This window comes from Micromonospora sp. NBC_01699 (assembly GCF_036250065.1).
Lineage (GTDB): Bacteria > Actinomycetota > Actinomycetes > Mycobacteriales > Micromonosporaceae > Micromonospora_G.
In genome coordinates this window covers 2,448,892-2,461,943 of record NZ_CP109199.1, presented here as the reverse complement: position 1 = coordinate 2,461,943, position 13,052 = coordinate 2,448,892, and the positions used below count along the sequence as shown (strand labels likewise).

11 protein-coding genes are annotated in these 13,052 nt (G+C 71.6%); 6 read left to right on the top strand and 5 right to left on the bottom strand.

Annotated elements, in window-relative coordinates; genetic code table 11:
• Position 1: 1 nt before the first annotated feature.
• Positions 2-784, top strand: a complete 783-nt coding sequence (locus OG792_RS11095; RefSeq protein ID WP_329109264.1) for a 3-hydroxybutyrate dehydrogenase — start codon at positions 2-4, stop codon at positions 782-784.
• Positions 785-801: 17 nt separating this feature from the next.
• On the top strand, positions 802-2,721 hold the full coding sequence (locus OG792_RS11090; protein ID WP_329109263.1) for a helix-turn-helix domain-containing protein: 1,920 nt from the start codon (positions 802-804) through the stop codon (positions 2,719-2,721).
• Positions 2,722-2,748: 27 nt separating this feature from the next.
• Here the strand turns inward: OG792_RS11090 and OG792_RS11085 are convergent, their stop codons facing one another.
• The 5 genes from OG792_RS11085 to OG792_RS11065 form a co-directional block, all read right to left on the bottom strand.
• Positions 2,749-3,276, bottom strand: a complete 528-nt coding sequence (locus tag OG792_RS11085) for a TetR/AcrR family transcriptional regulator (protein WP_329109261.1) — start codon at positions 3,274-3,276, stop codon at positions 2,749-2,751.
• Positions 3,277-3,364: 88 nt separating this feature from the next.
• Entirely contained in the window at positions 3,365-4,945 is a 1,581-nt protein-coding gene (locus tag OG792_RS11080; RefSeq protein ID WP_329109260.1) for an MFS transporter, read from the bottom strand.
• Positions 4,946-5,234: 289 nt separating this feature from the next.
• Positions 5,235-6,269 carry an aminotransferase class V-fold PLP-dependent enzyme gene (locus OG792_RS11075; protein ID WP_329109258.1) on the bottom strand — a complete coding sequence of 345 codons (1,035 nt, stop codon included), beginning with the start codon at positions 6,267-6,269 and terminating at the stop codon, positions 5,235-5,237.
• 80 nt (positions 6,270-6,349) lie between these two features.
• Positions 6,350-7,540: a YncE family protein gene (locus OG792_RS11070; RefSeq protein WP_329109256.1), complete on the bottom strand. Its 1,191-nt coding sequence runs from the start codon at positions 7,538-7,540 to the stop codon at positions 6,350-6,352.
• 104 nt (positions 7,541-7,644) lie between these two features.
• Positions 7,645-9,039 (bottom strand): cation:dicarboxylate symporter family transporter, encoded by a 1,395-nt coding sequence (locus OG792_RS11065; RefSeq protein ID WP_329109255.1) that lies wholly within the window; start codon positions 9,037-9,039, stop codon positions 7,645-7,647.
• Positions 9,040-9,179: 140 nt separating this feature from the next.
• Here OG792_RS11065 and OG792_RS11060 point away from each other — a divergent pair, with 140 nt between their 5' ends.
• The 4 genes from OG792_RS11060 to OG792_RS11045 all read left to right on the top strand — a co-directional run bounded on the left by OG792_RS11060 (position 9,180) and on the right by OG792_RS11045 (position 13,022).
• A complete protein-coding gene (locus OG792_RS11060; RefSeq protein WP_329109254.1) occupies positions 9,180-10,787 on the top strand; it encodes a sensor histidine kinase in 1,608 nt (535 codons plus the stop codon).
• Positions 10,784-11,467: a response regulator gene (locus OG792_RS11055; RefSeq protein WP_329109252.1), complete on the top strand. Its 684-nt coding sequence runs from the start codon at positions 10,784-10,786 to the stop codon at positions 11,465-11,467. The genes OG792_RS11060 and OG792_RS11055 overlap by 4 nt, the downstream gene beginning before the upstream one ends.
• A 224-nt stretch (positions 11,468-11,691) precedes the next feature.
• Entirely contained in the window at positions 11,692-12,573 is an 882-nt protein-coding gene (locus OG792_RS11050) for an STAS domain-containing protein (RefSeq protein WP_329109250.1), read from the top strand.
• Entirely contained in the window at positions 12,573-13,022 is a 450-nt protein-coding gene (locus OG792_RS11045; RefSeq protein WP_329109248.1) for an STAS domain-containing protein, read from the top strand. The genes OG792_RS11050 and OG792_RS11045 overlap by 1 nt, the downstream gene beginning before the upstream one ends.
• The last annotated feature ends 30 nt before the right edge of the window (positions 13,023-13,052 follow it).

Sequence of the window (13,052 nt, the reverse complement as noted above, 5' to 3'; positions counted from 1 at the left end):
CATGACGGCAGAAAGCGTGGCGGATCCCCACGTCGTACGGCTCGACCTGTCGGGGCGCAACGCGCTGGTCACCGGTGGTGGGAGCGGCATCGGCCGGGCCTGTGCGGTCCGGCTCGCGGCGGCCGGCGCGCAGGTGACCGTGGTCGATCGGAACGCCGAGGCGGCCAAGGAGGTGGCGGCCGAGATCGGTGGGCACGCGGTGGCGGCCGACCTGTCCGACCCGGCGGCGACCGCCGCGCTGGACGCACGCGTCGACATCGTGGTCAACAACGCCGGCCTGCAACACGTCGCGCCGATCGAGGACTTTCCGCCCGAGCGGTTCGCGTACATCCACCGGGTGATGGTGGAGGCGCCGTTCCTGATCGTCCAGCGCGCCCTGCCCCGGATGTACGAGCGCGGCTGGGGTCGAGTGATCAACATCTCGTCCGTGCACGGGTTGCGCGCCTCGCCGTACAAGTCGGCGTACGTGTCGGCCAAGCACGCCCTGGAGGGGCTCTCGAAGGTGGTCGCGCTGGAGGGGGCGGCGCACGGGGTCACCGCCAACTGCATCAACCCGGCGTACGTGCGTACTCCGCTGGTCGAGGGGCAGATCGCGGCACAGGCGGCGACCCACGGCATCCCGGAGAGCGAGGTGGTCGAGAGGATCATGCTGGCTCGGGCGGCGATCAAGCGCCTGATCGAGCCGGAGGAGGTCGCCGAGCTGATGGCGTACCTCTGCTCCCCCGCGGCGTCGTTCATCACCGGCGCCGCGATCGCGGTCGACGGGGGTTGGACAGCAAACTGAAGATCTCCACCCGCACAATGGGTCCCATGTCGTCGCCGATCGAGTTCCTGGAGCTGCTGGCCCGTGAGGCCGCGGCGGTGGAGTTCGAGGGGCCGCTGGTGGCCGCCCGCGCCGCCGGCCTGCCGGCCGAGCGGCTGGCCGAGCTGGAACAGGCGAAGGTGGTCGCGCTGCGGGTCCGCGCCCTGCTGGAACGTCGCCGCCAACGCGAGGTCGAACTCTCCGGCCTGTACGACACCGCCAGCGACCTCGCCGGCCTGCGCGACCTGGACGCGGTGCTGCACGCGATCGTGCACCGGGCCCGGCACCTGCTCGGCACCGACGTGGCGTACATGACGCTCAACGACGAGCCGCACGGTGACACGTACATGCGGGTGACCGACGGTTCCGTGTCGGCCCGGTTCCAGCGACTGCGGCTGCCGATGGGGGCCGGACTCGGTGGTCTGGTGGCCCAGAGCGGCACCCCGTACGCGACCGCGAACTATCCCGAGGACGCCCGCTTCCACCACACCGGCGAAATCGACGCCGGGGTGGGCGAGGAGGGGCTGGTCGCGATCCTGGGCGTACCGCTGCGGCTCGGCGCGAGCGTGATCGGGGTGCTCTACGCGGCGAACCGGTCCGCCCGCCCGTTCGCCCGTGAGGAGGTGGCCCTGCTGGTCTCGCTCGCCGCGCACGCGGCGGTGGCGATCGACACCGCCCGGCTGCTCGCCGAGACGCAGGCCGCGCTCGCCGAACTCTCCGCCGCGAACGGCACCATCCGGGCGCACAGCGCCTCGGTCGAGCGGGCCGCCGCCGCGCACGACCGGATGACCGCGCTGGTGCTGCGCGGCGGCGGGGTGGAGGACGTGGCGTCGGCGGTGACCGAGGTGCTCGGCGGCGCACTGCTCGCGCTCGACGCCGACGGCCGACTGCTGGCCCGGGTCGGCACGATCGCCGAGCCGGAGCGGGCGGTGCTGGTCGAGGCCGTGGTCGCCTCCCGGACCGAGGGACGCAGCGTCCGTCGGGGACCCCTGTGGTACGCCGCCGTCGTCGCCGGTACGGAGAACCTCGGCGCCCTGGTGCTGCACCCGGACGACGAACTCGTCAACGCCGACCAGCGGATCCTGGAGCGGGCCGCCCTGGTGACCGCGCTGCTGCTGCTGTTCCGCCGGACGGTCGCCGAGGCCGAGGGACGGGTCCGGGGCGAGTTGCTCGACGACCTGATCGCCCGCCCGGTACGCGACGCGGAGGCGCTGCGCAGCCGGGCCCGCCGGCTCGGGGTGGAACTGGACGCGCCGCACGTGCTGGTGGCGGTCGGCGACGACGTGATCGCGGCGACCGGTTCGGCCCGGCAGCGGGTGGTGTCGTGGGCGACCACGTACGCCTCGACCCGGGGTGGGCTGGCCGCGGCCCGCGACGGCCGGGTGGTGCTGATGGTGCCCGGTCAGGATGCCGGTGCGGCGGCGCGGGCGGTGGTCCGGGACCTGTCCCGGGTCACCGGTCGGCCGGTGACCGCCGGATCCAGCGGCCCGTCGCGCGGGCCGGCGTCGCTGGGCACCGCGTTCCGGGAGGCGGACCGCTGCCTGACCGCGCTCTGGGCGCTGGGGCGGGCCGGCGAGGGGGCCAGCACCGCCGAACTCGGCTTCGTCGGGCTGCTGCTCGGGGCGGTCAGCGAGGACGGCGACCGGGACGTGGCCCGGTTCCTGGCCGACACCGTCGGCCCGGTCGTCGACTACGACGCCCGGCGCGGTACGGCGCTGGTGAAGACGCTGGAGGCGTACTTCGGGGTGGGTGGCAGCCTGGCCCGCGCGGCCGAGCAGTTGCACGTACACGTGAACACGGTGACCCAGCGGCTGGAGCGGGTCGGGCAACTGCTCGGCCCGGACTGGCAGAAGCCGGAGCGGGCGCTGGAGGTACAGCTCGCCCTGCGCCTGCACCGCCTCCGTACGCCCACCGCCTGACGCCCGTATGCCCGGCCCTGCCCCTCGTCAGGTGGCGATGCCGGAGAACAGGGCGTCGACCACCCGCTCGGGCAGGTTGTCGGCGTCGAGTTTCGGATGCCAGCGCAGCAGCCGCTGGAGCAGCACCGGCGCGGTCAGTACGGCCAGGGTCAGCTCGATGTCGACGTCGGGTCGCAGCTCCCCGCGCTCGATGCCCCGCAGCAGCACGTCCCGCATCACCTGCCGGCGGGGTTCGAGCAACTCCTGGTAGAGCCGGTGCATGGCGGCGTCGCGCTGGATGGTCGGCATCATGCACGGGAAGATCGATGCCGCCCGCGCGTCCGAGTTGCGGCCCACCTGACTGAGCAGGATCACCAGGTCCTCGCGTACGGTCGCGCCGTTCGGCATCGTCGGCGGCCCCTTCAGGGTCCGCAGCGTGTCGACGACCAGGGCGTCCTTGCCCGACCAGCGACGGTAGATGGCGGCCTTGCCGACGCCCGCACGGGCGGCGATCGCCTCGATGGACAGCGCTTCGAGGGTGGTGCCCTCGGCGAGCAGGTCCAGGGTGGCTTCCACGATCGCCTCGTCGACGCGGGTGCTCCGCGGTCGCCCGGGCGACCGCGGAGCATCAGCGGTGGTGGTCATGTCCGTCATTGTTTCCGACTTATGATGTAGCTGCCAGTTCCGGCGTGCTCGTCTGTTCCGGCTGGACGTGCGCGTGGGTCGCCGCACGTCCCGGCATCCAGCGCAGGACCACCAGGATGCCGATGACCGCGACGATCGCCGACAGCCCGGCGGCCCAGTGCATCGCCGAGACGAACGCGTCGTTGGCCGCGTCGATCACGCCCTGTCCGGCCGGGCCGAGTTGGGCCGCGGCGGCGTACGCGCCGGAGATCGACTCGCTCACCGCCTCCTGGGCCGGGCCCGGCAGCGCGTCGGTGGCGGGTGCTATCTGGTCCCGGTAGACCCCGGACAGCACCGAACCGAGGACCGCGACGCCGAGTGCGCCACCGATCTGCCGGACGGTGTTGCTGACCGCGGAGCCGACCCCGGCCTTCTCCCGGGGCAGCGACGACATGACCGACTCGGTGGCCGGCGCCATGATGTTGGCCATCCCGACGCCCTGGACGAAGAACGACACGACGAGCACCCAGATCGGCGTCTCGGCCCCGATGAAGACGAACGCGGCGAGCGCGAGGGCGGTCAGCAGCAGGCCGACGGCGGAGACGGCCTTGGCGCCGTACCGCTTGACCATCGCGGCGCTGCGCGGGGCGAAGATCAGCTGGGCGGCCGCGAACGGCAGGAACAGCACACCGGTACGCAGCGGCGAGTAGTCCCGGACCAGTTGCAGGTAGAACGAGCTGAAGAACATCACGCCCATGGCGGCGAAGAAGGTCAGCCCGACCACCGCGACCGGCGCGGCGAAGCGGGGCATCTTGAACAGCCGGACGTCCAGCGACGGGAACTCGACCCGCAGCTCGTAGAGCACGAACGCGGCCAATACGGCCAGCCCACCGACGATCGACACCCAGACCAGCGGCCGGTCGAAGCCGTGCTCGCCGCCGTCGATGACGCCGTAGGTCAACGCCACCAGGCCGACCACCGAGAGCAGCACGCCGACGATGTCGATCCGGCTCGGTCGCGGGTCGCGCGACTCGGGCACCAGCACAAACGCGGCCACCAGGCCGACCAGCACCACCGGTACGTTGATCAGGAAGACCGAGCCCCACCAGAAGTGCTCCAGCAGCAGCCCGCCCAGGATCGGGCCGATCGCCACGGCGAGGCCGACCGCCCCGGCCCAGACGCCGATCGCGCGGGCCCGTTCACGCGGGTCGAAGACGTTGGAGATGATCGACAGGGTGGCCGGCATGATCGCCGCTCCGCCGAGGCCCATCAGGGCCCGTGCCCCGATCAACTGGCCGGGGCTCTGCGCGTACGCGGACAGCAGCGACGAGGCCCCGAACATGGCCAGCCCGAGCAGCAGGAAGCGCTTGCGCCCGAGCCGGTCGCCGAGCACCCCGAAGGTGAACAGCAGTCCGGCGAAGACCAGCGTGTAGGAGTTGATCGCCCATTCCAGGTCGCCCTGGCTGGCACCGAGGCCGTGCACCGGGTCGGACAACGTACGCAGGGCGACGTTGAGGATCGTGTTGTCCAGGACCACCACGAGCAGGCTGATCACCAGCACGCCGAGGATCACCCACCGCCTCGGGTGCCCCGTGTTCTCGAACGGTTGCGGGTTCTCCATAAAACGCCCCTACCCCCCGGTACCCCGTACCCTCAAAAACGATACGGAACAGACTCGTAACGAAAAGAACCTAGCCCCCAAATTCCAATACGACCCCGTACCGTTTCGAAAAGTGACCCACCTCACCCCCGCCCCCCTCCTCGCGATCTAGGGCATATACGTGCTGTTGGAGATCCACAAGCACGTATATGCCCTAGATCGACGAGGAGAGGGGTGGGGCAGGGGGTGGGGGGGCAGGGGGCGGGGGGCAGGGGGGTGGGGGGTGGGGTAGGGGGGAGGGGGGGTGGGGTCAGGTGAGGGCGGTTAGGGCTTGGGTTATGTCGGTGGGGGTGGTGTAGAGGTGGAAGGAGGCGCGGAGGTGGCCGGCGCGGACGGCGGCGCGGATACCGGCGGCGGCCAGGCGTTGTTGGGCGTCGGGGACGTCGACGGTGACGATGGCGCTGTTGCCGGGGGGCTGGCCCAGGCCGGTGAGGAAGCTGTTGGCCAGGTTCACGTTGTGGGCGTGGATCGCCGGCAGGCCGATCTCGGCGATCAGTTCCAGCGCGGGTGCCGCCCCGACGAAGCTGAACCAGGCCGGGGACAGGTCGAACCGGCGGGCGTCGGCGGCCAACCGCAGCGGCGGGCCGTAGTAGGAGCCGTGCGGGTCGTCACCGGCGTACCAGCCGGCGGCGAGCGGGGTGAGCCGGTCCCGCAACGCCGGGGCGAGGTAACCGAACGCGGCGCCGCGGGGCGCCATCAACCACTTGTACGCCCCGACCACCACCGCGTCGGCCAGTCCCGCGTCGAACGGCAGCCAACCGCAGCCCTGGGTCGCGTCCACCACCACCAGCGCGCCGTGGTCACGGGCCGCCGCCACCACCGCCTCGTACTCGGCGACCGCGCCGGTGGCGGACTGGACCAGGCTGAACGCGACCAGATCGGTGGACGCGTCGATCGACTCGACCAGCCGCGCCGCCGGTACGGTGCGCACCCGTACGCCCCGATCGCCGTGCACCAGCCAGGGAAAAAGGTTCGAGGTGAACTCCTCCTCCGGCGCCAGTACGGTGGTGCCGGCCGGTAGCGCGGCGGCGATCGGGGCGAGCAACTGGGACACCCCGGCACCCACGCAGACGTCGGCGACCGGCACCCCGACCAGTCGGGCGAACGCGGTACGGGACCGGTCGGTGGCGGCGTTCCAGCCCTCCCACGACGTACGGCCGACCTGCCACTCGCCCAGCGCCTGCTGCAACGCGTCCCAGGCCGGTCGCGGCGGCAGCCCGTAGCTCGCGGTGTTGAGCCAGCCCGGCTCCGGATTCCACAACTCCTGTGCCTGCGCAAGATCCATATGCCCAGGGTAGGTGGCCGGACCGGGCACCGTGGAGCACGCCGGGGCTCGTTCGGTGGCGGGGCGTCCGCCGACCCGGCTCAGCGGATGTTGGCGGTGTGGCCGAGGGAGTAGCGGCCGGGCTGGGGCCAGATGGTGAGCCCGTGCGGGCCGGAGCCGACCGGGATCCGGGCCAGCAGCCGACCGTCCGCGGTGCTCATCGCGTACACCTCGTCGTGGTAGCGGCCGGAGAGCCAGAGCACCCGGCCGTCGGCGGAGAGCCCGCCCATGTCGGGGCTGCCCCCGCCGGGAATCCGCCAGAGTCCGGCCGGGGTGAGCGTGGCCAGGTCGATCAGGCTCACGGTGCCGTCGTCCCGGTTGGTGACGTACGCGAGAGTGCCGTCCCGGCTGAAGTAGATGCCGTGCGCGCCCTTGCCGGTGGGGATGAAACCGGTCCGTTGGGTGGCCGCGCCGTCGAAGACGTAGACGCCGGCGGCCATCATGTCCGCGACCAGGAAGTGCCGCCCGTCCGGGGTGAGCCGGGTGTCCTGCGGCATCCCGTCGGCGACCACGTCCAGGTCGAACTGGCGCAGTTTGGTGCGGGTGACCGAGTCGACGACCAGCATCCGGTTGCCGAACTCGCAGCTCACCAGCATGGTCCGGCCGTCGACCGAGTAGTCCAGGTGGTTGATTCCGGCGCACTCCGGGAAGCTGACCGAGCCGGTCCGCCGCCAGGTGGTGACGTCGTAGAAGTCGAGTCGCCGGTAGAACTCGGCGACCACTATCCCCTGCTTGCCGTCCGGGGTGAAGTACAGGTTGTAGACGTCCTGCACGTCGATCAGCTTGCCCGGCTTGCCGGTGCGCGGGTCGATCGGCACCAGGCCGCCCGACGGCACCCGGCTGGACGCGACGTAGAGCGTACGCAGGTCGTAGGAGGGGACGACGTGCTGCGGTTCCGGTCCGCCGGGGAACTTGTCCACCACCCTGTACGTGTCCGGGTCGATCACCCACACGTCGTCGCTGCCGGTGTTGGGGACGTAGACGAGGGGCTTGTCGCCGCGTACCGCCTCGCTCAACTGGTCGGCGCCGGCGGCGGCGTACACGTTGGTGGTGGAGGTGTAGGGCGGCATCCCGGCGATCAGCTCCAGGGCCGGGGTGGCCTGCGGCTCGGCCTGCTGGCCGGGGGCACCGGACGCCGGGCCGGAGCGCTGCGGCGGCTGCTCCGTGCAGGCGGTGAGCGCGATCGACAGGGCCACCGCCAGCCCGGCGAGGATTCTCTGCCCTCTGGTCACGAACCGACTTTACCGATGAAACCTCGTAACTTGCGCTCTACACATAATTCGGGCCACCCGCCCGTGGCACGGAGCGGGTGGCCCGAGGAGCGGATCGGGGATGGTCAGCCGCGGGCCGCCGCGGGTTCCTTCGTGGTGCCGCCCGCGTCGGCCGGGGACTCGTCGTCCCCCGGCCCGTGCTCGTCGTCCGCCGGGCCGTGCTCGTCGACCATGGTCGACTCGTCGAAGGGTCGCTCGCCGGAGAGCACCGCCCGCGCCTGCTCCCGGTCGAACTCACGGGTCCAGGTGCCGATCAGTACGGTGGCCACCGCGTTGCCGGCGAAGTTGGTCAGCGCGCGGGCCTCGGACATGAACCGGTCGATGCCGACGATCAGGCCCACCCCGTCGACCAGGTCCGGCCGGTGGCTCTGCAACCCGCCGGCCAGGGTGGCGAGCCCCGCGCCGGTGATGCCGGCCGCGCCCTTGGACGCGATCACCATGAAGACCAGCAGCGAGATCTGCTCACCGACGGCGAGCGGCTTGCCCAGCGCCTCGGCCACGAAGAGCGAGGCCATGGTCAGGTAGATCGCGGTGCCGTCGAGGTTGAACGAGTAGCCGGTCGGCACGGTGATGCCGACCACCGGCTTGCTCACCCCGAAGTGCTCCATCTTGGCGATCAGCCGGGGCAGCGCCGACTCGGAGGAGGAGGTGGAGAGGATCAGCAGGAACTCCCGGCCCAGGTAGCGCAGCAGGGAGAAGATCGAGATGCCGGCGATCAGGCGGAGCAGCAGGCCCAGGATCACGATGACGAAGATCAGACAGGTGGCGTAGAAGCCGATCATGATCTGGGCCAGGCTCTTGAGCGCGTCCATCCCGGTCGCGCCGACCACGGCGGCGATCGCGCCGAACGCGCCGAACGGCGCCAGCCACATCACCATCGTCAGAATCTTGAAGACCAGCCGCTGGATCACGCCGACGGCGTGCAGCACCGGCTCGCCCCGGCGGCCCATCGCCTGCACGGCGAAGCCGACCAGGAGCGCGACCAGCAGGGTCTGCAACACCTCGCCCTCGGTCAGTGCCGACAGCAGCGAGGTCGGGATGATGCCGAGCAGGAAGTCGACCGTACCCTCGCTCTCGCCGCTGACCTGGGCCTGGCCGGCGGCGGCCTGGGCGGCGCCGAGGTGCAGGCCCGAGCCGGGGTGCACGATGTTGCCGACGACGAGTCCGATGGCGAGCGCCACGGTCGACATGACCAGGAAGTAGCCGAGCGCCAGGCCGCCGACCTTGCCGACCTTGGCGGCCTGCCGGACCGAGCCGACGCCGAGCACGATGGTGCAGAAGATGATCGGGCTGATCATCATCTTGATCAGCGCGACGAAGCCGGTACCGATCGGCTTCAGCTCCCGGGCCGCCTCCGGGGCGGCGAAGCCGAGGACGATGCCGGCGACGACGGCGACGATGACGGCGAGATACAGATAGTGGGTGCGGTCCCGTCGTGGCCGGGCGGTGGGGGTGTCCATGCCCGAGACTGTGGCCTGGATCTCACGTACGCACAGCCTTGCGTTCATTGTGTTCACCGGGCAGACCCCCACCCGAAACAACAAACTGATCTCCGGCGTCGTCAAGCGCCAGAGCCGTCACACAGGGAACACTGATGCGCATGTCCAGACGACGATGGAGCATCGCGGGCCAACTCTTCGCCTTGCAGGTCCTGGTCGTCACCCTGCTGGTGGTGGCCGGCATGGCCGGGGCGGTGCTGCTCGCCCGCGCCGACGTACGCGACGCCGCGAAGGAGGAGGTGCTCGCGGTGGCGGAGGCCGTCGCCCGCTCCCCCGACGTGGCGACCGCGCTGGGCTCCCCCGACCCGGCCGCCACGCTCCAGCCGTACGCCGAATCGACCCGCCGGGCCACCGGGACCGACTTCATAGTGGTGATGGCACCCGACCGCACCCGCTACTCGCACCCCAACCCGGCCCAGATCGGTCACCCGTTCGTCGGCGAGATCGAACCCGCGCTCCTCGGCCGGGCGTTCACCACGATCAACATCGGCACCCTCGGCGAGTCCGTCCGGGCGGTGGTGCCGGTACGCGGCGAGGGCGGCGCCGTCGTCGGACTGGTCTCGGTCGGCATCACCACCGAGGCGATCAACCGCAAGCTGTTCTCCCAGGCACCCGCCCTGCTGGGCGCCACCGCCGCCGCGCTCGCCCTCGCCGCCGCCGGCTCCTGGCTGCTCAGCCGCCGCCTGCGCCGGCAGACCCACGGCCTCGGCCCGGCCCAGATCACCCGGATGTACGAGTACTACGACGCGGTCCTGCACTCGGTCCGGGAGGGCCTGGTGGTGCTCACCCCGGACCGGCGGGTGGCCCTGATCAACGACGAGGCGCGGCGCCTGCTCGGGCTGACCGGGGCCGACCCGGTGCAGGACCAGCCGGTGGCCGAGCTCGGCTTCCCGCCGGCCGTCGCCGACCTGATCCTCTCCGGCCGCCCCGCACACGACGAGCCGATGCTCGCCGGTGACCGGGTCCTGGTGGCCAACCAGCGGGCCACCACCTTCGGCGGCCGGGCGGTCGGCACCGTACTGACCCTGCGTGACCACACCGAGTTGCGCACCCTGGCCAGCGAACTCGACTCGGTACGCGGACTCAGCGAGGCCCTGCAAGCCCAAGCGCACGAGTCGGCGAACCGACTGCACACCGTACTGACGCTGGTGGAGTTGGGGCGTACCGACGAGGCGGTGCAGCTCGCCACCGCCGAACTGACCCTCGCCCAGCAGCTCACCGACCGGGTGGTCGGCTCGGTCACCGAACCCGCGCTGGCCGCGCTGCTGCTCGGCAAGTCCGCCCAGGCCGGCGAACGGGGCGTGGACCTGGTGGTCGACCCCGACTCCCGGCTCGACGGGCACCCGCTGCCCATCGGCGACCTGCTCACCGTGGTCGGCAACCTGCTCGACAACGCCCTGGAGGCGGTCGGCGGCACCGAGCCGCCCCGGCAGGTCCGGGTCTTCGTCGGCGCGACCGACCAGGAGGTGACGGTCCGGGTCGCCGACAGCGGACCGGGACTCGATCCGGCGCAGGTCACCGACGCGTTCCGACGCGGCTGGTCGACCAAGAGCGCCGGCCGGGGACTCGGCCTGGCCCTGGTCGGGCAGGTGGTGTCACGCTACGACGGCAAGGTCGACGTGAGCCGTCCCGCCGCAGGTGGCACGCTGTTCAGCGTCCGGCTGCCGATACCGGCCCGGCTACCGATCCCCCGGGAGTCCCCGACGTGACCGCCATCCGGGTGCTGGTCGTGGAGGACGAGCCCCTGCTCGCCGACGCACACCGCGCCTACACCGAACGGGTGCCGGGCTTCACCGTGGTCGGGGTCGCGCACACCGCCCGGGAGGCGATGGCGGCCCTGCGCGTCGACGGTGGCGGCGGGGTGGACCTCGTACTGCTGGATTTTCGCCTGCCCGACCTGCACGGCCTGGACGTCTGCCGGGCGCTGCGGGCGGTCGGCAGCAGCACCGACGTGCTGGCCGTGACCTCGGCCCGGGACCTGACCATGGTCCGCGCCGCGGTCGCCCTCGGGGTGACCCACTACCTGCTCAAGCCATTCACCTTCGCCGCGTTCCGCGACAAGCTGGAACGGTACGCCGAGTACCGCCGCCAGGCCCTCGCCGACGGCGCGGTGGTGGCCCAGCACGAGGTCGACCGGATGTTCGCCACGTTGCGCGGCGCCGACGCCGACACCCTGCCCAAGGGGCTCGGGACCGAGACCCTGGACGCGGTGCTGGCCGTGCTGCGTACCGAGCCGGGGCTGTCCGCCAGCGAGGTGTCGACCCGGACCGGTACGTCGCGGGTGACCGCCCGCCGCTACCTCGAACACCTGGTCGGCACCGGCCGGGTCAGCCGCACCTCCCGCTACGGCACCCCCGGCCGCCCCGAGGTGGAGTACCGGCCGACCTGACAACGGTCACCCGGCCACGACGATCCGGCCGCCGACGGCTGCGGACCGGTATCACATGCCCATCCGGACCGTCCGTCGCGACCGCCGAGCGGTCGATTCGGAAAGGTCAACATTCGCAGGCCACCGCCGGTCGTCGACCCCGCTGCCGCCGCTACCCCCGGTGATACAGTCCACCGGCCTGACCGGCCATTGGTCGAGCATGGCTGGCAACTGGGGAGGGAAGCATGGGAATCACGGCGAACGAGAGCAGTCGTTTCGCAGCGTTGCTGAGCGAACACGCAGAGCACCTGGTGACCAAGTGGACGGAGATCGCCGCCGCGTCGATGCGCGGCCGGACGACCGAGGCGGAACTGCGCCAGGAGGTGCAGGAACTGCACCGCGTACTGATCGCTGCCCTGGGCGACGGCCCGTTCGACCTGACCACCGACAGTGCCGCCGGACTGCGGGCCACGCTCGCCGACCTGTCCCGGATCCGGGCCCGGCAGGGCTTCACCGCCACCGAGACCGCGATCAGCGTCTTCGCCCTCAAGGACGCGCTGATCGGCATCCTGAACGTACGCGACGCCGACCGGGAACTGCTCGCCGACTTCGTGGCCGGCTCGACCGTGGTCGACCAGCTGGGCCTCTACACCTTCGAGCGGTACACCAAATCCCGTGAGGAACTCATCGCCGACCAGGCCGAACAGCTCCTGGAGCTGTCCACTCCGGTGGTGAAACTCTGGGACGGCGTGGTGGCCGTACCGCTGGTCGGCACGCTGGACTCGGCGCGCGCGCAGGTGGTCATGGAGCGCCTGTTGCAGACCCTGGTCGACACCGGCTCGCCGTACGCGATCATCGACATCACCGGCGTACCGGCGGTCGACACCCAGGTGGCCCAGCACATCCTCAAGACCGTGGTCGCCGCCCGGCTGATGGGCGCGGAGTGCATCATCTCCGGCATCCGCCCGCAGATCGCGCAGACCATCGTGGCGCTGGGCATCGAGTTCGGCGACATCGCCACCAAGTCGAGCCTCGCCGACGCCCTCCGGCACGCGCTGCGGATGATCGACGCGTCCCGGCGGGCACACGGCCCGGCGGCCCCGGTCACCGGCCACCGAGGCGCCTGATGGACCGGGTACCGGTACTCAAGATCGGTGACCTGCTACTGGTCTCGATCCAGGTCGACATGGAGGACCAGACCGCGCTCGCGCTCCAGGAGGACCTGGCCGACCGGATAGTGGCGACCGGCTGCCACGGGGTGATCATCGACATCACCGCGATGGACATCGTCGACTCGTTCGTCGGCCGGATGCTCTCCTCGATCGCCGGGATCGCCCGGGTGCTCGACGCGGAGACCGTGGTGGTCGGCATGCGCCCCGCCGTGGCGATCACCCTGGTCGAACTGGGCCTGTCGCTCGATGGCATCCGGACCGCGCTGAACGTCGAACGCGGCATGGAACTACTCGCCCGCGCCCGCGCCGACGAGGCGTCGTACGTCGTCGACCCGTACCCGGCGGAGGTCTGGGCGCTGCCCACCGGGCTCGATCTCGACCCACCGACAACGACCACGCCGTGACCGGCGGCCTCGACCCGGACACACCCCGGG

Bases quoted from the DNA above. Each gene is read 5' to 3' on its own strand.
- OG792_RS11095 (WP_329109264.1), top strand. From the start codon at position 2: ATGACGGCAGAAAGCGTGGCGGATCCCCACGTCGTACGGCTCGACCTG.
- OG792_RS11045 (WP_329109248.1), top strand. From the start codon at position 12,573: ATGGACCGGGTACCGGTACTCAAGATCGGTGACCTGCTACTGGTCTCG.
- OG792_RS11080 (WP_329109260.1), bottom strand. From the start codon at position 4,945: ATGGAGAACCCGCAACCGTTCGAGAACACGGGGCACCCGAGGCGGTGG.
- OG792_RS11060 (WP_329109254.1), top strand. From the start codon at position 9,180: ATGTCCAGACGACGATGGAGCATCGCGGGCCAACTCTTCGCCTTGCAG.
- OG792_RS11090 (WP_329109263.1), top strand. From the start codon at position 802: ATGGGTCCCATGTCGTCGCCGATCGAGTTCCTGGAGCTGCTGGCCCGT.
- OG792_RS11050 (WP_329109250.1), top strand. From the start codon at position 11,692: ATGGGAATCACGGCGAACGAGAGCAGTCGTTTCGCAGCGTTGCTGAGC.
- OG792_RS11075 (WP_329109258.1), bottom strand. From the start codon at position 6,269: ATGGATCTTGCGCAGGCACAGGAGTTGTGGAATCCGGAGCCGGGCTGG.
- OG792_RS11065 (WP_329109255.1), bottom strand. From the start codon at position 9,039: ATGGACACCCCCACCGCCCGGCCACGACGGGACCGCACCCACTATCTG.